Raw genomic sequence first — 16,724 nt, forward strand, 5'->3', positions numbered from 1 at the left:
GAGGCTTTCGAGAGGCGAAGAAACACATGGCTGAACTCCTGTACCGCTTGGGCAAGCTCGCGGCACGTCGCGCATGGATCGTGATCGTCGCGTGGCTGCTCGTGATCGTCGTCGCGGGCGTCGGCTTCGCCATCGGTTACAAGGGTCTCTCGTCGAGCTTCGACATCCCCGGAACGGCATCCGGAGCCGTCACCGATGAACTGCAGGAGAAGCTGCCCGATTTCAGCGGCGCCGCGGGCACCGTGGTCTTCGAGACCACCGACGGCTCGGAATTCACCGAGGAGCAGAAGACCGAGATCTCCGCTCTGGTGACGGATGCCGCGGACCTGCCCGACGTGGCGAAGGTGGTCGACCCCTTCGAGACCGAGACGGAGCGCGCCGCCCAGCAGCAGCAGCTCGCAGACGGCCGCACCCAGATCGACGACGGCAATGCGCAGATCGAGGCAGGCCAGACGCAGCTCGACGCCGGACAGGCCCAGCTCGATGCCGGACAGGCCCAGCTCGACGCCGCCCGCCAGCAGGCGGAGGCGGCCGGCGCTCCCGCCGAGCAGCTCGCGGCGCTCGACGCCCAGCAGGCCACTCTCGACGCGCAGCAGGCCGAACTCGACGCGCAGCAGGCCAAGCTCGACGCCTCACGCGATGAGATCGAGGCGCAGACCACCAAGCTCGACAACGGCGCCACCCTCATGGAGCTGTCGAAGGACATCGGCGTCGTGTCGGAGGACGGCTCGACCGCCCTCGTGAACGTCGCGTTCACGGAGCCCCGCCTCGAGCTCTCGGAGGACTCGAAGCAGGCCGTGATCGACCACTTCGAATCCGAGCCGATCGACGGCGTCGAGGTCTCGTTCTCCACCGACATCGCCCAGGGCACGCCCTCCATCGTCGGCATCGGCGAGATCGTCGGCGTCGTCTTCGCCGCCATCGTGCTGCTGGTCATGCTCGGCTCGGTCATCGCCGCGTCGCTTCCGCTCGTGACCGCCATCGTCGGTGTCGCCATCGGCGCCCTCGGCTCGCTGGCGTTCTCGGGTGTCGTGCAGATGGCATCCGTCACCCCGGTCCTCGGCCTCATGCTCGGTCTCGCCGTGGGAATCGACTACTCGCTTTTCATCATCAACAGGCATCGCAAGCAACTGCTGCAGGGTGCAGAACCTCACGAGTCGGTCGGCCTCGCGAACGGCACCGCCGGCAACGCCGTCGTCTTCGCGGGCACGACGGTGATCGTCGCGCTGCTCGCCCTGAACATCACCGGTGTTCCGTTCCTCGGCCTCATGGGCACCGTCGGCGCCGTCAGCGTGGCGATCGCCGTGCTCATCGCCACGAGCCTGACGCCCGCGATCCTCGGACTGCTCGGCACCCGCATCCTGAACCGTCGAGCCCGCGCCCGCATCGGCGAGGAGCACCACGAGGACACGAAGGCGAAGCCGATGAAGACCTGGCGAGCCGTCGTGACGGTTCTGGCGACGGCCGCGGCGTTGCTCACCATCGCCATTCCGGCGCTCTCGATGCGCGTCGGCCTTCCCGACGGCTCGTCGGAGCCTGTCGAGTCGGCGTCGTACCAGGCGTTCACCACGACCGAGGACCAGTTCGGCGCTGGAGCCACGGGGCCGCTACTGGTCACGGCGCAGCTGCCCTCCGGCCTCGACGACGACCAGGTGCTGCAGGCGCAGGTCGACGTGGCCCAGAAGCTCGCAGACCAGGACGACGTGGTGGCCGTCGCGCCCATCGCCGTCTCGGATGACAACCGTCTCGCGGCGTTCCAGGTGGTGCCGGCCGAAGGCCCCAACAGCGTCTCGACCGAGGAACTCGTGGTCGCCCTGCGCGACCTCCAGCCCATCGATGGCGACATCACCCTCGGCGTCGCCGGGCAGGCAGCCATCAACATCGACATCTCGGCGAACCTCGCCGCGGTGCTGCCGCTCTACCTCGGTGTCGTGGTGGGCCTCTCGCTGCTCATCATGATCCTGGTGTTCCGCTCGATCCTCGTGCCGCTCATCGCGACCGGTGGGTTCATCCTGTCGCTGTTCGCGACCTTCGGTGCGATCGTCGCGGTCTTCCAGTGGGGCTGGGGGGCGGATGCGCTCGGCATCCACACGGGTCCGATCCTGAGCTTCCTGCCGGTCATCCTGGTCGGCATCCTGTTCGGACTGGCGATGGACTACCAGCTGTTCCTGGCGTCGGGCATGCGGGAGGCCTACGTGCACGGCGCTCCTGCCCGCCTGGCCGTTGCCCGGGGCTTCAGGGCCGGTCGCGCGGTCGTCACGGCCGCGGGCCTCATCATGGTCTCGGTCTTCGGCGGGTTCATCTTCGCGGAGTCGACGATGATCCGCTCGATCGGCTTCGGCCTGGCCCTGGGTGTGCTCCTCGACGCCTTCGTCGTGCGGATGCTGCTGATGCCCGCCCTCATGCACCTGCTCGGGGAGTCCGCGTGGTGGCTGCCGCGCTGGCTCGACAAGATCCTGCCGAACGTCGACGTGGAGGGCGCGGCCCTCGAGCGTCGCCACCACGCGAGCTGACGCGGCGGGCGGCACCGTCTCACACGAGCCGCGTCGCCCGCACCACGACGTCGCGCAGCTGGACGCCTGCGTGGCCGGGCGCGTCCACGGTGCGATCGGGTTCCGCGGCGCTCTCGACGCGCCAGGTCGCCGGGTCGAGAACGTCGGTGATGGCCGCCGCGGTCACCGTCGTCTCCTCGGGCGGGTGGTGTCCGTTGGCCGTGGTCGTCGACCCGTGCAGATGCCCGACGATGAGCAGGGTGCCGCCGGGCGCGACCCATGCGCCGATGCGGGTGTAGAAGTCGAGCTGCGGGATCGTCGGGTGCGCGTAGTTCGTGGTGACGAGGCCGAACCGCTCGCGTGGCTCCCACGTGGTGAGGTCGGCCTCGACCCAGTCCACGTTCTCGGTGACGGATGCCGCAGCCGCGCGAACCGCCGCCTGTGCGAGCGCGCTCGCCGAGATGTCGGCGCCCGTCACGGTCCAGCCGCGTTCGGCGAGCCACACGGCCTCGGCGCCGGTGCCGCAGCCGGCGTCGAGGGCCGTGCCCGGGCGGAGGCCGGCCGTCTCGCTCGACAGGTACGGGTTGGGCGCGCCGAGAGGGGCGGCATCCGTCGCCGAAGCCGTGTCGGCATCGGGCCGGTCGTGCCAGTGCTGCTCCCAGTAGTCCTTGTCGAAGTCGCGGCTCATGGTCTCGATCGTGCGCTGTGGCCGCAGCCCGCGCAACCTCGCTTGCCGAAGGGGCAAGCGTTGAGGGAGTGGCCAGCCCGCTGAGGCCCGGGTAGCGTCGTGCAGGACGGCGAGCGGAGGAGGGTCCATGATCGTCGGGTTGATCATCGCGTGCGAGATCGGCTTCTGGGTCGCCGTCGTGTCTGGACTCGTCGCCCGGTACGTCCTGAGGATGCCGCGGTTGGGCCTCGTGCTGCTCGCTGCGGCGCCGGCCATCGACGTGGTGCTGCTGATCGCCACGGCCGTGCACCTGAAGAGCGGCGCGCAGGCGGAGTGGGCCCACGGACTTGCGGCGCTCTACATCGGGTTCTCCGTCGCCTACGGACACCGCCTCATCGCATGGGCCGACGCCCGCTTCGCCCAGCGTTTCGCCGGTGGCGAGCCAGCGCCGAAGCTCACGGGCGCTGCCTACACCCGGAAATGCTGGGCCGACCTGGCGCGCACGGTTCTGGGTGCCGGCATCGCCGCGGCCATCCTGTTCGGGCTGACCTGGTGGGTGGATGACCCTGCGCGCACCCTCGAACTGCAGAGCTGGTATCCCATCCTCCTGCTCGTCGTCGGCATCGACGCGGTCTGGGCGATCAGCTACACGCTGTGGCCGCGCAAGGCCGGGCCTGCGGCATCCGCCTCGCCCTCGGGCATGTGACCGGGCGGCCGCCTCAGATGCGGTCGTAGAGCGTGATCGGGTTCTCGATGGCCCGCACGATCGAACCCAGGAAGCGCGCCGCGTAGCCTCCGTCGCAGACCCGGTGGTCGAACACGAGCGACAGCTGCACGATGCGCCGCGGAACGATCGCACCATCGACGACCCACGGGCGCTCGAGTATTCGACCGACGCCCAGGATGGCCACCTCGGGGTGGTTGATGATGGCGGCCGATCCGTCGACGCCGAGGCTGCCGTAGTTGTTGAGCGTGAAGGTCGACCCCGTGAGTTCGGCCGGGGTGGCCGTGCCCGAACGCGCGCTGTCGGCGAGGCGGCGGATGTGCGCGTCGAGCTCGGCGATCGACTGGCGCTCGGCGTGCCGGAGCACGGGCACGAGCAGGCCGCGCGGGGTGTCGGCGGCGACGCCGAGGTTCACGCCGTCGTATTGGATCAATTCCGTGCCGTCGTCGCTGAGTCGTCCGCAGAGCACGGGGTGCTCCGCCAGGGCGAGCAGCACGTACTTCGCCACGAACGCGGTGAGTGACGGAGCGCCGTCGCCCATCGCCTGCCGCAGCTGCCAGAGCGTCGTCGCGTCGACGTCGACCCAGACCGTGGCTTCCGGGATCTCGGAGCGGCTGCGCGAGAGCTTGGCGGCGACGGTGCGGCGCAGCATCCCGAGGGGTTCGCGTCGCACGATCTCGAGGTCGTCCGTGGAGTGGCCCGACACGAGGCGTCCGGCGTCGAGCACGTCGGAGCGACGGATGATGCCGTCGGGCGCAGCGGGATGGATGGTGTGCAGGTCGATGCCGCGACTCCTGGCGAGGCTGCGCACGATCGGGGAGCGCACCGGAACGGGTCCGCTCCGTCGATCGAGGCTCGCGGTCGGAGCGGTCGGAGCCATCGCAACGGCCGGTGCGGTCGTAGCCCGCGCGGCAGGTTCGGCAGCGGCGGCCGGCGCCGCCCGACGGCGAGTGCGGCCCCGGGTGTGGTGCTCCGCGGTCCCGTAGCCGATGAGCACGTTGCCGGATCCGGCGCGCTCCTCGACGCGGTAGGCCTCGTGCCCGGATTCGACGGACGCGGATGCCGCCTCGGTCGCACCGGGCTCGACGACCGCGCCGGCCGCGCCCGCCTCGACGACCTCGAGGAACGGCGCACCCACGGCGAGCGTCTGTCCCTCCTCGCCATGGAGGGCGGCGACGGTGCCCGCGAACGGCGAGGGGACCTCGACGATGCTCTTGGCCGTCTCCACCTCGGCGATCGGCTGGTCGACGGTCACCTCGTCTCCGACCGCGACGATCCAGTGGACGAGCTCGGCCTCGGTCAGGCCCTCGCCCAGGTCGGGCAGGCAGAAGACGCGGGTGGCCATCAGGCGTCCCAGTTGAGGGTGTCGACGGCATCGAGCACGCGGTCGACGTCAGGCAGGTAGTACCGCTCGAGCTTCGGGGGCGCGAACGGGATGTCGAACCCCGTCACCCGACGCACCGGCGCCTCGAGCCAGGAGAAGCACCGCTCCGACACCCGTGCCGCGATCTCCGACGAGACACTCGCGAAGCCCGGGGCTTCGGCGATCACGACGGCGCGGCCGGTGGAGCGCACCGCCGCATCGACGGTGGCGTCGTCGTAGGGCGTGAGGCTGCGCAGGTCCACCACCTGGAGGCTGCGGCCCTCCTCCTCGGCGGCGTCGGCCGCGGCCAGGGCTATCGGCACCGAGGTTCCGTAGGCGATGAGGGTGGCGTCGGTTCCGGCCCGGATAACGTGCGCGGCCCCGATCGGGACCTCCAGCGAGGTGTCGACCTCGCCCTTCGCCCAGTACAGCTTCTTGGGCTCGAGGAAGACCACGGGATCGGGGCTGCGGATCGCGGATCGCAGCAGGCTGTAGGCATCCTGCGGCGTGGCTGGGGCTACCACCAGCAGCCCGGGCGTGTGCACGTAGTACGACTCCGAGGAATCGCAGTGGTGCTCGACCCCGCCGATGCCTCCGCCGTACGGGATGCGGATGACGATCGGCATCCGCACCCGGCCCCGCGTGCGGTTGCCCATCTTGGCCACGTGGCTGACGACCTGCTCGAAGGCCGGATAGGCGAAGGCGTCGAACTGCATCTCGACGACGGGCCGCATCCCGTTCATCGCCATCCCGACGGCCATCCCCATGATCCCAGCCTCGGCGAGCGGGGTGTCGAAGCAGCGGCGCTCTCCGAAGCGCGCTGTGAGCCCGTCGGTCACGCGGAAGACGCCGCCGAGCGCGCCCACATCCTCGCCGAACACGAGAACGGTGTCGTCGTCGGCCATGGCGTCGCCGAGAGCACGATTCACGGCGGTGGCCATCGTCATGGTCTCGCGGTTGGCGGATGCGGCCATCGGCCTGTCCTGGATCATCGTCATGCCTGTGCCTCCTGGCCGGTGCGCCGCAACTCACCGTCGAGCAGTGCGGACTGCTCCTCGAGCTGAGGGGTGCGGGTCGCGTAGACGAAACGGAACAGGTCATCCGGATCGAGCTGCGCATCGGTGTTGAGGGCGTCGCGCAGGGTCGCGGCGATGCTGTCGGCGGCCTCGGTGAAGGACGCCTCGGACTCCTCCGTGAGCAGCCCTTCCCGGCGGAGGTGGGTGCGCAGGCGGAGGAGCGGATCGCGGTCGGCCCACGCACGCACCTCGGAACCGTCGCGGTACCGGGTGTCGTCGTCGGCGTTGGTGTGGGCCTGCATCCGATAGGTGTGCGCCTCGACGAGTGTCGGCCCACCGCCGGAGCGCGCGCGGTCCACTGCGGCGCCGAGCACGGAGAGGAGGGCCGCCAGGTCGTTGCCGTCCACACGCTCGCCGGGCATTCCGTAGCCGATCGCCTTGTGCGCGAGGGATTCGGCTGCGGTCTGGCGTGAGAGCGGCACCGAGATGGCGAAGCCGTTGTTCTGCACGAAGAAGACCACGGGGAGGTGGAACACCGCCGCGAAGTTGAGCGCCTCGTGGAAGTCGCCCTCGCTGGTGGCCCCATCGCCGCACATGGCGAGGACGACGGTGCTCTCGCCCTTCAGGACTGCCGCGTGGGCGAAGCCGACGGCATGGAGCAGCTGCGTGGCGAGGGGCGTCGCCTGTGGTGCCACATTGTGCACGTGCGGGTCGTAGCCGCCGTGCCAGTCGCCCTTCAGCATGAGGGTCGCCTCGGCCGGTGCCACGCCCTTCAGCATCACGGCCACGGTGTCCCGGTAGGTCGGGAAGAGCCAGTCGTCGGCGTCGAGAACCCGCACGGCCGCCACCTGGCACGCCTCCTGGCCGTGCGAGGAGGGGTAGACGGCGAGCCGGCCCTGCCGCACGAGCGCATTGCACTGGTCGTTCACCCTGCGCCCGATGACGAGGGAGCGGTAGCCGTCGACCAGGGCGTCAGGAGCCGGTGTCGGGTAGACCGGGTCCGCGCTGAAGGCACCGGTCGTGTCGACCAGCTGCACAGGGGTATCCCGAGGGAGGAAGTCGGTCATTCAGTCTCCGTTGACGTGATGGACGCTCTGTCGTTCAGGATGCGCTTTCAACCCACAAGTCACAAGCCGAGCGAGTCACGCTGGACTTTCTGATCTCAGAACGGGAACGCTCGCTACAATCAGTCTCACGCTGACCCGCACAACGAGGAGCCGGAGCCCATGGAGCTGGACGATCTGGACCGCCGCATCCTGCAGGAACTGCGCAAGGACGGCCGGGCGTCGGTGAGTGCCATCGCGGCGACCACCCACATCTCGCGCGCGAACGCGTACGCCAGGGTCAACCGGCTGGTCGAGTCGAAGGTGATCCAGGGGTTCGGCGCCCGGGTCGATCCCGTGCTCGCCGGACAGCACTCTTCGGCGTACGTCACCCTCACTCTCGAGCAGACGGCCTGGCAGGACACCCGCGAGCGCCTGTCGCAGATCGCCGAGGTCGAGCACATCGCGCTGGTCGGCGGCGACTTCGACGCCATCCTGCTCGTGCGTGCGCGCAACAACGGCGACCTCCGGCGCGTCGTCCTCGAGGAGTTGCAGGCCATCCCCGGGGTGCGCTCGACCAAGACGGCGCTGATCTTCGAGGACTTCGACGCGATCTGAGCGGCCGGGTGACCGATCGCGCCGGCGGGCGCAGTCATATACTGTCTGAACGATCGGTCACTAATTCAAAACTCGATCGAATCCTGTGATGCACCGAAGCCGAAACAGTAGGGGAGCGAGCATGCCCGAGGCCCTTCCCGTCGTGGAGCGCCAGTCGTGAGCGTCGCCATCGAGTACCTCGAGGACCGCGTCGTGGCCACCCTCGACCAGCCGGAGCGTCGCAATGCGATCGGCCAGGACACCATCGACGCCCTGCACGCTCTCTGCGCCGACCTGGAGCGGCATCCGCGCATCCTGATCATCTCGGGCTCGGGCGGCGTGTTCGCCTCGGGCGCCGACATAGCCGAACTGCGCGAGCGGCGAGCGGCCGATGCCCGCGCCGGCATCAACGCGCACGCCTTCATCCGCATCGCCCGGCTCGATCTCCCGGTGATCGCCGCCATCGACGGCTACGCCCTCGGCGGCGGGGCCGAACTCGCCTACGCCGCCGACGTGCGCATCGCCTCGACGACAGCGAGATTCGGCAACCCCGAGACCGGACTCGGCATCATCGCCGCTGCGGGAGCATCCTGGCGCCTGCCCGAGATCGTCGGGCGGGCCCGGGCGAGCGAACTGCTGCTCACCGGCCGCGTGATCGATGCCCCCGAGGCGCTCGCGATCGGGCTGGTCTCATCCCTGCACGACCCGGCCGACCTGCTGGCGGCCGCACACGCCATCGCCGACTCCATCTCCAAGCACGATCGTGCCGCCACCATCGCGATGAAGCGCGCGATCGCCGCGCCCCGCGACAGGCATCCCGAGATCGACCTGGAGTTGCAGGCCGTGCTCTTCGAGAGCCCGGAGAAGGAGCGGCGCATGACGGACTTCCTCGAGAGGCGCAAGCGATGAGCGCCCCGGCGTCCCTCCCCGACGTCGTCGGCGTGCTCGGCGGCGGCCGCATGGGTGCCGGAATCGCCCACGCCTTCGTGCTGGCCGGATGCCGCGTGGTCGTGGTCGAGCGCGACGATGCAGCGGTCGTGGCCGCCTCGGACCGCATCCGCGCGTCCCTCGACGCGAGCGTCGCGCGCGGAGCGACGACCGCACCTCTGCCCAGTCTCGTCGCCGCCGTCAGCACCACGACCGATGCCTCGGCGTTCGCCGATGCCGGTCTCGTGATCGAGGCGGTGCCGGAGGACTTCGAAATGAAGCGCACGGCGCTCCGTCGCGTCGAGACCATGGTCGCACCGGGCGCCGCCATCGCGAGCAACACGTCGTCCATCTCGATCGACGCCCTCGCCGACGAGCTCGAACGCCCGGCACGATTTCTCGGACTGCACTTCTTCAATCCGGTGCCGGCGTCGAGGCTGGTCGAGATCGTGGTCGGAACGGCGACGGATGCCGCACTCGCCGCCCGCGCCGCCGACTGGGTGGACGCGCTCGGAAAGGCCGCCGTCACAGTGCGCGACGCCCCGGGTTTCGCGTCGTCGCGTCTCGGCGTCGCGCTCGGCCTCGAGGCGATCCGCCTGCTCGAGGACGGCGTCGCGTCGGCCGCCGACATCGATGCCGCGATGACCCTCGGGTACCGTCATCCGGTCGGTCCACTGGAGACCACCGACCTCGTCGGGCTCGACGTGCGCCTCGGGATCGCCGAGTACCTGCACAGCCAGCTCGGACCTCGGTTCGAGCCGCCCGCCCTGCTGCGCCGTCTGGTTGCAGAGGGCAAGCTCGGCCGAAAGACCGGGGAGGGCTTCTACGCCTGGACCGATGGAGAGAAGGAGATCCGATGACCGCCATCCTGCCGAGCTTCGTGAATGGAGCGTGGTGGACGCCCGCCAGCGCCGACGGCGCGACCGCCGTGCGCGACGCGTCGACAGGAGGGACCGTCGCGCACGTCTCGACCGACGGCCTGGACCTCGCGGCCGCCCTCGAGTACGCGCGCACCACAGGTCAGGCCGGCCTGGGCGCGCTCACCTTCCACCAGCGCGCGGTGCTGCTCAAGCAGATGGCGCTCGCCCTCACCGAGCGCAAGGCCGAGCTCTACGAGATCTCGGCGCGCACCGGTGCGACGAAGGCCGACTCCTGGGTCGACATCGACGGCGGCATCGGGGTGCTCTTCACCTACTCGTCGAAGGGCCGTCGCGAGCTCCCGAACACGCAGGTCTACGTCGATGGCGCCGTCGAGCAGCTCTCGAAGGACGGCTCGTTCCTCGGGCGGCACATCTACACCCGCCTGCCCGGTGTCGCCGTGCAGATCAACGCGTTCAACTTCCCGGTGTGGGGCTCGCTCGAGAAGTTCGCTCCGGCGTTCCTCGCCGGCGTGCCGTCGCTGGTGAAGCCGGCCACGCCGACCGGCTACCTCGCGGAGGCCTTCGTCCGCATCCTCGACGAGTCCGGCCTGCTGCCCGCCGGGTCGCTGCAGCTCGTCTCCGGCAGCGTTCCCGACCTGTTCGACCACCTCCGGCTCGGAGACCTCGTCGCCTTCACGGGCAGCGCGTCGACCGCGGAACGCCTTCGTGCCCACGATTCGGTGCAGACCGGCGGGGCGCGGTTCACGAGTGAGACCGACTCCATCAACGCCTCCATCCTCGGAACGGATGCCGGTGCAGGCACTCCCGAGTTCGATGCCTACGTCCGCCAACTCGTCGCGGAGCTGACCGCGAAGGCCGGGCAGAAGTGCACCGCCATCCGCCGCGCGATCGTGCCGGCGGCATCCGTCGACGCCGTCATCGACGCGGTTCGCACTCGTCTCGCCGATCGCGTCGTCGTCGGTGACCCCCGCGTCGAGGGCGTGACCATGGGGCCGCTCGCCTCGCTCGAACAGCGCGACGAGGTGCTGCGACAGGTGGAGCGTCTCGTCGAGGCCGGCGGCGAGCTGGTGATCGGCACGGGCGCAGCCGAACCCGGACCCGGAGCATTCGTCTCCCCGATGCTGCTGCGCTTCGAGAACACGACCGATGACGCCGTGCACTCGATCGAGGCCTTCGGGCCGGTGTCGTCGATCATCGGCTACGAGAGCCTCGACGAGGCGGCCGAGCTGGTGGCGCGCGGCGGCGGTTCCCTGGTGACCAGCATCGCCACCCATGACACGGCCATCGCCGCCGAGCTGGCCGGGCGCATCTCCGCCTTCAACGGCCGCGTGCTGCTGCTCGATAGGGACGACGCGCGCTCCTCCACCGGACACGGATCGCCGCTTCCCCAGCTCGTGCACGGTGGACCGGGCCGAGCCGGCGGTGGAGAGGAGCTCGGCGGAATCCGCGCGGTGCTGCACCACATGCAGCGCACGGCCGTGCAGGGTTCCCCCGAGATGCTGACCGCGCTCACCGGCATCTGGCACGCGGGGGCCGCGTCACGACCGGGCGGGCGGCATCCGTTCCGGAAGAGCCTGTCCGAGCTCGTGATCGGCGACCAGGTGGTGTCGGGCTCGCGCGAGGTGAGCCTGGACGACATCGAGACCTTCGCCCGGTTCACCGGCGACACCTTCTACGCGCACATGGACGAGTCGGCCGCGGCGGCCAACCCCTTCTTCCCCGGGCGCGTCGCCCACGGGTACCTGCTCGTCTCGTGGGCGGCCGGCCTGTTCGTCGACCCGGAGCCCGGGCCGGTGCTCGCCAACTCCGGCCTGGAGAACCTGCGCTTCGTCACGCCCGTGTCGCCGGGCGACTCGATCCGCGTCGAACTCACCGCCAAGCAGATCACTCCGCGCGAGACCGACGACTACGGCGAGGTGCGCTGGGACGCCGTGCTGCGCAACCAGGACGACGAGCTGGTCGCCAGCTACGACGTGCTCACTCTGGTCGCCAAGGAGCCGGCCGCGGCCTAGAAGTCGGATCCGGCGACGGATGCCACGGGTCTCGCCGGGCGCAGTGGTCAGGCCCGCTGGCGCAGGCCGTCGAGAGCGACCGCCACGACGTCGGACGCGAGCTGGTCGGCGTCCTCGGGGCCGCCCGGGCGGTACCACTCGACGATCGAGTTGATCATTCCGAACAGCAGACGCTCGACGACGCGCACATCGATGTCGGCGCGCAGCGATCCCTCATCGCGTGCCCGGCCCACGAGCTCGGTGACCGATCTGTCGAAGGCGCGCCTGCGGGCCAGCGCTCGCCGCTCCACGTCGGTGTTCCCTCGCACGCGCAGCAGCAGCGTGACGTACGGGAGTTCATCGACGAGCACGTGCACGGCGCCGCGGAGCACCAGTTCGAGGCGATCCGCCGCGCTGACGGCTGCGGCATCAGAGGACACGAGCACGCCCTCCAGCGCGCTGAGCGCGCGGTCGAGTGCGGTCTCCAGCAGGGCGTCCTTCGACGAGAAGTGATGGTAGATCGCCGACTTCGAGATGCCGAGGCGCTCCGCCAGCACGGCGATGGATGTCGCGTCGTAGCCGTACTCGTTGAACGCGGCGACGGCGACGTCGAGCACGGCCGCCTGGTCATAACCGGGGCGTCCGCGGCGGGCGGCTGCGGGCCGGCTCTCGGTGTCGCTCGTCATCACGCTCCAGTGTGCCACGCGGTGACCGAACGGTCGGTCACCCCGTTGCTGGCGGCTCACGACGGGTCGAGATCGACCGGCCCCGGAATTCCGCGACGGCCGTGCCATCGTCTGCCACGACCGAGACGTCGTACAGCCCGGTGCGGCCGCTCCGCACGACGCGCCGCGCGGTGGCGGTGAGTGTCTGGCCCGCCCGGGTCGACGCCAGGAAGGTGATGTCGGCGCCGGCCGCGACGGTGACCGACTCGTCCTCGTTGCAGGCGATGGCGAAGGCCGTGTCGGCGAGGGCGAACACCAGTCCGCCGTGGGTGATGGCGAACCCGTTGGTCATGTCGTCGCGCACGAGCATCGAGACCACCGCCAGACCCGGCTCATCGCGCTGCACCACCATGCCGAGTGCGGCCGAGGCGCGGTCACGCTCCATCATCGCGCGGGACGACATGGCGTCGGCATCCGTCATGGCTGCCTCCTCATCGGGCGGTCGCATTGCCGACCGCGGAAACCGACTATATACTAACTGAACGATCGGTAGGTAATGCAGATCGAGACCCGAGGAGTCGACGATGACCAGCCCCGCAGATCTCGCCGTGGCGAGCGATCCGACGCCGGAGGAGGCGCAGTTCGGCGCGATCATCGCTGCCGACGGACGCATCGAGCCGCGCGACTGGATGCCCGACGCCTATCGCCGCACGCTCGTGCGCCAGATCTCCCAGCACGCCCACTCCGAGATCATCGGGATGCAGCCCGAGGCGAACTGGATCACCCGGGCGCCCAGCCTGAAGCGGAAGGCCATCCTGATGGCCAAGGTGCAGGACGAGGCCGGGCACGGGCTCTACCTCTACTCGGCGGCCCAGACGCTGGGCACGACGCGCGACGACATGATGGACGCCCTGATCGCCGGAAAGGCGCGCTACTCGTCGATCTTCAACTATCCGACGCCCACGTGGGCGGACATGGGCGCGATCGGGTGGCTCGTCGACGGCGCCGCGATCTGCAACCAGGTCCCGCTCTGCCGGGCGTCCTACGGTCCGTACGGCCGCGCCATGGTGCGCATCTGCAAGGAGGAGTCCTTCCATCAGCGGCAGGGCTTCGAGATCCTGCTCGAACTCATGCGGGGAACGCCGGCCCAGCAACGGATGGCGCAGGACGCCGTCGACCGCTGGTACTGGCCCTCCCTGCAGATGTTCGGCCCGCCCGACGACCAGTCGCCGAACTCGGCGCAGTCGATGGAGTGGAACATCAAGCGTTTCACGAACGACGAACTGCGCCAGCGCTTCGTCGGCATGCTCGTGCCGCAGGCTGAGGTCCTGGGTGTCACGCTGCCCGATCCGGAGCTGCGACTCGACGAGGCGAGCGGCCGGTACGTCATGAGCGAGATCGACTGGACCGAGTTCAACGAGGTCCTCGCCGGGCGGGGACCGATGAACGCCGAGCGGCTGAAGCGCCGCCGCGATGCCCACGAGGACGGCGCCTGGGTGCGCGAGGCCGCCGCGGCGTACGCCGCGAAGCGTGCTGTGCAGCGGGAGGCGGCGGCATGAGCACTCCCGGTCAGTCCCCGGCAGAGCCCTGGCCGCTCTGGGAGGTCTTCGTGCGTGCCGGCCGCGGCCTCAGCCACGTTCACGTCGGTTCGCTGCACGCTCCAGACGCCGAGATGGCCGTGCGCAACGCCCGTGACGTCTACACCCGCCGTAACGAGGGAGTCTCGGTCTGGGTGGTTCCGGCCGACGCGATCACGACGAGCGACCCCGACGCGAAGGGCGCCTGGTTCGAGAGCCCGGCCGGCAAGAACTACCGGCATGCCAGCTACTACACCGCCAGCGAGGGGGTGAAGCACCTGTGAACGAGCCCGACTCCGCCCACGGCGCCGTCTCCGTCGACGCGATCACGCTGTCGGCCGAGCTGGCCGGTGAAGCCGATGCCGTCGCATCCGCCGACGTCGCCGAGTACGCGCTCTGGCTCGGCGACGACGCCCTCGTGCTCGCTCAACAGCTCGGCTGGTGGATCTCGCGCGCTCCGGAGCTCGAGGAGGACGTGGCGCTCGGCAACATCGGGCTCGACCTCATCGGCCACGCGCGCTCCCTGCTGCGCTACGCCGGCACCGCGACCGGGCGCACCGAGGACGACCTCGCCTATTGGCGCGACGAGCCGGAGTTCCGCAGCGCCTGGCTGTTCGAGCAGCCGAACGGCGACTTCGCCCACACCATCGCCCGTCAGCTCATCGCGTCGGTCTACCTCGTCGAGCTGTACTCGCGGCTGCGCGCGTCGCAGGATGCGACCCTCGCCGCCATCGCGGCGAAGGCGGTCAAGGAGGTCGACTACCACCGTGACCACGCCACGCAGTGGACCCTCCGTCTCGCACTCGGGACCGAGGAGTCTCGCCGCCGCATGACGCTCGCCCTCGCCGACCTCTGGCCCTACGTCGACGAGCTCTTCGTCGACGAGCCGCTGGTCGATCGCCTCGAGGGTGTTGCCGTGCGGCCGTCGACCATCCGGCCGGCCTTCGACGCCGTCATCGACTCCGTGCTGGCGGAGGCCGAACTCGTGCGACCCGCCGGATTCATCGCTGCGGGCGGCGGCAGGGTGGGCAGGCACTTCTCGACTCTGGGCTACATCCTCGCCGAGATGCAGGTGCTCGCCCGGCAGCATCCGGGGGCCTCATGGTGACTCGTGCCTGGACTGTCGCCGCCACCATCGTCGACCCCGAGATCCCCGTGCTGACCATCGAGGACCTGGGCATCCTGCGTGCCGTGGAGGAGGACGGATCCGCTGTGCGCGTGAGCATCACGCCCACCTACAGCGGCTGCCCTGCCGTCGAGGCCATCCGGGACGACGTGACGGATGCGCTCCGCGCGTCGGGCTATGAGGAGGTCACCGTCGAACTCGTGCTCGCACCGGCCTGGACGACCGACTGGATGACCGAGAAGGGGAAGCAGAAGCTGCGCCAGTACGGGATCGCCGCACCCAGCGGCCTCGCAGCGGCACGCCCCTCAGGACCGGTGCGGCTCGCGCTGGCCGTGAAGTGCCCGCGCTGCGACTCGCTCGACACCCGGGAGATCGCCCGCTTCGGCTCGACCTCGTGCAAGGCGCTCTACGAGTGCCGCGCCTGCCTGGAGCCGTTCGACTACTTCAAGGTGCTGTGATGGCGGCTCGGAATCTGGGCGCGACCGCGACCGCGACCGCGACCTCAACCGCGACAGCGGATGGGGCGGCGGCATCCGTACCCGGCCGTCGGCGCGCGCGCTTCCACGAACTCGAGGTCGCGGCCGTGCGGCGACTCACCGCCGACAGCGTCGAGGTCACGTTCGCCGTGCCCGACAGGCTGATCGGCGAGTACGACTACCTGCCCGGCCAACACGTCGCCCTCCGCGCCACCATCGACGGGCATGAGCTCCGCCGCAGCTATTCGATCTGCCGGCCACCTCGCCGCACCGCTGAGGCGGGAAGCATCTCGGTCGCGATCAAGCGCGACCTCGGGGGCCGATTCTCGAGCTGGGCGAACAGCGAACTGCACGCCGGGGACCGCATCGACGTGATGAGCCCGCAGGGGACGTTCACCACGGCCCTCGCGGACTTCGACGATCGGCACATCGTGGGCATCGCGGCCGGCTCGGGCATCACCCCGCTCATGTCGCTGGCCCAGACCGTGCTCGCGGCATCCGACACCGCACGATTCACCCTCGTCTACACGAACCGTTCGAGCCTCGACGTCATGTTCCTCGACGAACTCGGCGACCTCAAGGACCGGTATCCCTCCCGGCTCGCCCTGCACCACGTGCTCTCGCGGGAGCAGCGCACGGCGCCCCTTCTCTCCGGTCGAATCGACGAGGCCAAGCTGCGTCGGATGCTCGATGTGCTCATCCCTCCGGCGACCGTGGAGGAATGGTTCCTGTGCGGTCCGTTCGAGCTCGTGCAACTCTGCCGAGACACTCTGGAGAGCGTCGGAGTCGAGCGCTCCCACATTCGCTTCGAGCTGTTCACGACCGGCGATGGCGACCGGCCGGCGGGCGATCATGGCCGCCCCGTGGTCGTGCGCACCGGCGACGGGGTGGTGCGCATCGAGTTCTCCCTCGACGGAACGTCCACGACGGTCGAGAGCCCGGTCGGTGCCCACGAGTCGATCCTCAACGCAGCCCTGCGCGTGCGGCCCGATGTTCCCTTCGCCTGCGCGGGTGGGGTCTGCGGCACCTGCCGTGCCCGCATCCTCGAGGGCAGCGTGCAGATGACGGAGAACTACGCTCTCGAACCCGACGAGCTGGAGCGCGGCTACATCCTGACCTGCCAGTCCCACCCCACGACGGAGCACGTGCTCGTCGACTACGACGTCTAGGAGCCCACCC

17 protein-coding genes are annotated in these 16,724 nt (G+C 70.0%); 11 read left to right on the forward strand and 6 right to left on the reverse strand.

What is annotated here, in order from left to right:
• Positions 1 to 26: 26 nt before the first annotated feature.
• Positions 27 to 2,513, forward strand: a complete 2,487-nt coding sequence (locus E4M00_RS10220; protein WP_135120361.1) for an MMPL family transporter — start codon at positions 27 to 29, stop codon at positions 2,511 to 2,513.
• A 19-nt stretch (positions 2,514 to 2,532) separates the two neighbouring features.
• Here E4M00_RS10220 and E4M00_RS10225 read toward each other — a convergent pair whose 3' ends face one another.
• Positions 2,533 to 3,180 (reverse strand): class I SAM-dependent methyltransferase, encoded by a 648-nt coding sequence (locus tag E4M00_RS10225; RefSeq protein ID WP_135120363.1) that lies wholly within the window; start codon positions 3,178 to 3,180, stop codon positions 2,533 to 2,535.
• A 127-nt stretch (positions 3,181 to 3,307) separates the two neighbouring features.
• Here E4M00_RS10225 and E4M00_RS10230 point away from each other — a divergent pair, with 127 nt between their 5' ends.
• The gene (locus tag E4M00_RS10230; protein WP_135120365.1) at positions 3,308 to 3,865 is read left to right on the forward strand and encodes a hypothetical protein; all 558 of its coding nucleotides are present in this window, start codon (positions 3,308 to 3,310) and stop codon (positions 3,863 to 3,865) included.
• A gap of 13 nt (positions 3,866 to 3,878) precedes the next feature.
• Here E4M00_RS10230 and E4M00_RS10235 read toward each other — a convergent pair whose 3' ends face one another.
• Genes E4M00_RS10235 through pdhA form a run of 3 tightly spaced genes read right to left on the reverse strand, consistent with a single transcriptional unit; the run spans position 3,879 to position 7,329 of the window.
• Entirely contained in the window at positions 3,879 to 5,228 is a 1,350-nt protein-coding gene (locus tag E4M00_RS10235) for a dihydrolipoamide acetyltransferase family protein (RefSeq protein WP_135120366.1), read from the reverse strand.
• Positions 5,228 to 6,244: an alpha-ketoacid dehydrogenase subunit beta gene (locus E4M00_RS10240; protein ID WP_135120369.1), complete on the reverse strand. Its 1,017-nt coding sequence runs from the start codon at positions 6,242 to 6,244 to the stop codon at positions 5,228 to 5,230. The genes E4M00_RS10235 and E4M00_RS10240 overlap by 1 nt, the downstream gene beginning before the upstream one ends.
• Positions 6,241 to 7,329, reverse strand: coding sequence for a pyruvate dehydrogenase (acetyl-transferring) E1 component subunit alpha (gene pdhA / locus E4M00_RS10245; RefSeq protein WP_135120371.1), 1,089 nt, complete (start codon positions 7,327 to 7,329; stop codon positions 6,241 to 6,243). Before pdhA ends, E4M00_RS10240 begins: the two co-directional genes overlap by 4 nt.
• A 159-nt stretch (positions 7,330 to 7,488) precedes the next feature.
• Here pdhA and E4M00_RS10250 point away from each other — a divergent pair, with 159 nt between their 5' ends.
• The 4 genes from E4M00_RS10250 to paaZ all read left to right on the forward strand — a co-directional run bounded on the left by E4M00_RS10250 (position 7,489) and on the right by paaZ (position 11,722).
• Positions 7,489 to 7,923: an Lrp/AsnC family transcriptional regulator gene (locus tag E4M00_RS10250; protein ID WP_193555573.1), complete on the forward strand. Its 435-nt coding sequence runs from the start codon at positions 7,489 to 7,491 to the stop codon at positions 7,921 to 7,923.
• Between the two features lie 156 nt (positions 7,924 to 8,079).
• Positions 8,080 to 8,811 (forward strand): enoyl-CoA hydratase/isomerase family protein, encoded by a 732-nt coding sequence (locus tag E4M00_RS10255; protein WP_135120373.1) that lies wholly within the window; start codon positions 8,080 to 8,082, stop codon positions 8,809 to 8,811.
• Positions 8,808 to 9,689: a 3-hydroxyacyl-CoA dehydrogenase family protein gene (locus E4M00_RS10260; protein ID WP_135120375.1), complete on the forward strand. Its 882-nt coding sequence runs from the start codon at positions 8,808 to 8,810 to the stop codon at positions 9,687 to 9,689. Before E4M00_RS10255 ends, E4M00_RS10260 begins: the two co-directional genes overlap by 4 nt.
• A complete protein-coding gene (paaZ, locus tag E4M00_RS10265) occupies positions 9,686 to 11,722 on the forward strand; it encodes a phenylacetic acid degradation bifunctional protein PaaZ (RefSeq protein WP_135120377.1) in 2,037 nt (678 codons plus the stop codon). The genes E4M00_RS10260 and paaZ overlap by 4 nt, the downstream gene beginning before the upstream one ends.
• Positions 11,723 to 11,769: 47 nt before the next feature.
• Here paaZ and E4M00_RS10270 read toward each other — a convergent pair whose 3' ends face one another.
• Together E4M00_RS10270 and paaI are read right to left on the reverse strand one after the other, a co-directional pair.
• A complete protein-coding gene (locus E4M00_RS10270; RefSeq protein ID WP_135120379.1) occupies positions 11,770 to 12,387 on the reverse strand; it encodes a TetR/AcrR family transcriptional regulator in 618 nt (205 codons plus the stop codon).
• A 37-nt stretch (positions 12,388 to 12,424) separates the two neighbouring features.
• Positions 12,425 to 12,847 carry a hydroxyphenylacetyl-CoA thioesterase PaaI gene (paaI, locus tag E4M00_RS10275; protein ID WP_204772990.1) on the reverse strand — a complete coding sequence of 141 codons (423 nt, stop codon included), beginning with the start codon at positions 12,845 to 12,847 and terminating at the stop codon, positions 12,425 to 12,427.
• 103 nt (positions 12,848 to 12,950) lie between these two features.
• Between paaI and paaA the strand changes: the two genes are divergently transcribed.
• The 5 genes from paaA to paaE are packed head-to-tail and all read left to right on the forward strand — an operon-like array spanning position 12,951 to position 16,714.
• A complete protein-coding gene (gene paaA / locus E4M00_RS10280; protein ID WP_135120381.1) occupies positions 12,951 to 13,925 on the forward strand; it encodes a 1,2-phenylacetyl-CoA epoxidase subunit PaaA in 975 nt (324 codons plus the stop codon).
• Entirely contained in the window at positions 13,922 to 14,227 is a 306-nt protein-coding gene (gene paaB / locus E4M00_RS10285) for a 1,2-phenylacetyl-CoA epoxidase subunit PaaB (RefSeq protein WP_056170287.1), read from the forward strand. The genes paaA and paaB overlap by 4 nt, the downstream gene beginning before the upstream one ends.
• Positions 14,224 to 15,051, forward strand: a complete 828-nt coding sequence (gene paaC / locus E4M00_RS10290) for a 1,2-phenylacetyl-CoA epoxidase subunit PaaC (protein ID WP_135120390.1) — start codon at positions 14,224 to 14,226, stop codon at positions 15,049 to 15,051. The genes paaB and paaC overlap by 4 nt, the downstream gene beginning before the upstream one ends.
• Positions 15,045 to 15,527: a 1,2-phenylacetyl-CoA epoxidase subunit PaaD gene (gene paaD / locus E4M00_RS10295; RefSeq protein ID WP_135120392.1), complete on the forward strand. Its 483-nt coding sequence runs from the start codon at positions 15,045 to 15,047 to the stop codon at positions 15,525 to 15,527. Before paaC ends, paaD begins: the two co-directional genes overlap by 7 nt.
• On the forward strand, positions 15,527 to 16,714 hold the full coding sequence (paaE, locus tag E4M00_RS10300) for a 1,2-phenylacetyl-CoA epoxidase subunit PaaE (protein ID WP_135120394.1): 1,188 nt from the start codon (positions 15,527 to 15,529) through the stop codon (positions 16,712 to 16,714). The genes paaD and paaE overlap by 1 nt, the downstream gene beginning before the upstream one ends.
• The last annotated feature ends 10 nt before the right edge of the window (positions 16,715 to 16,724 follow it).

This window comes from Orlajensenia leifsoniae, from assembly GCF_004570845.1.
GTDB classification, from domain to species: domain Bacteria; phylum Actinomycetota; class Actinomycetes; order Actinomycetales; family Microbacteriaceae; genus Orlajensenia; species Orlajensenia leifsoniae.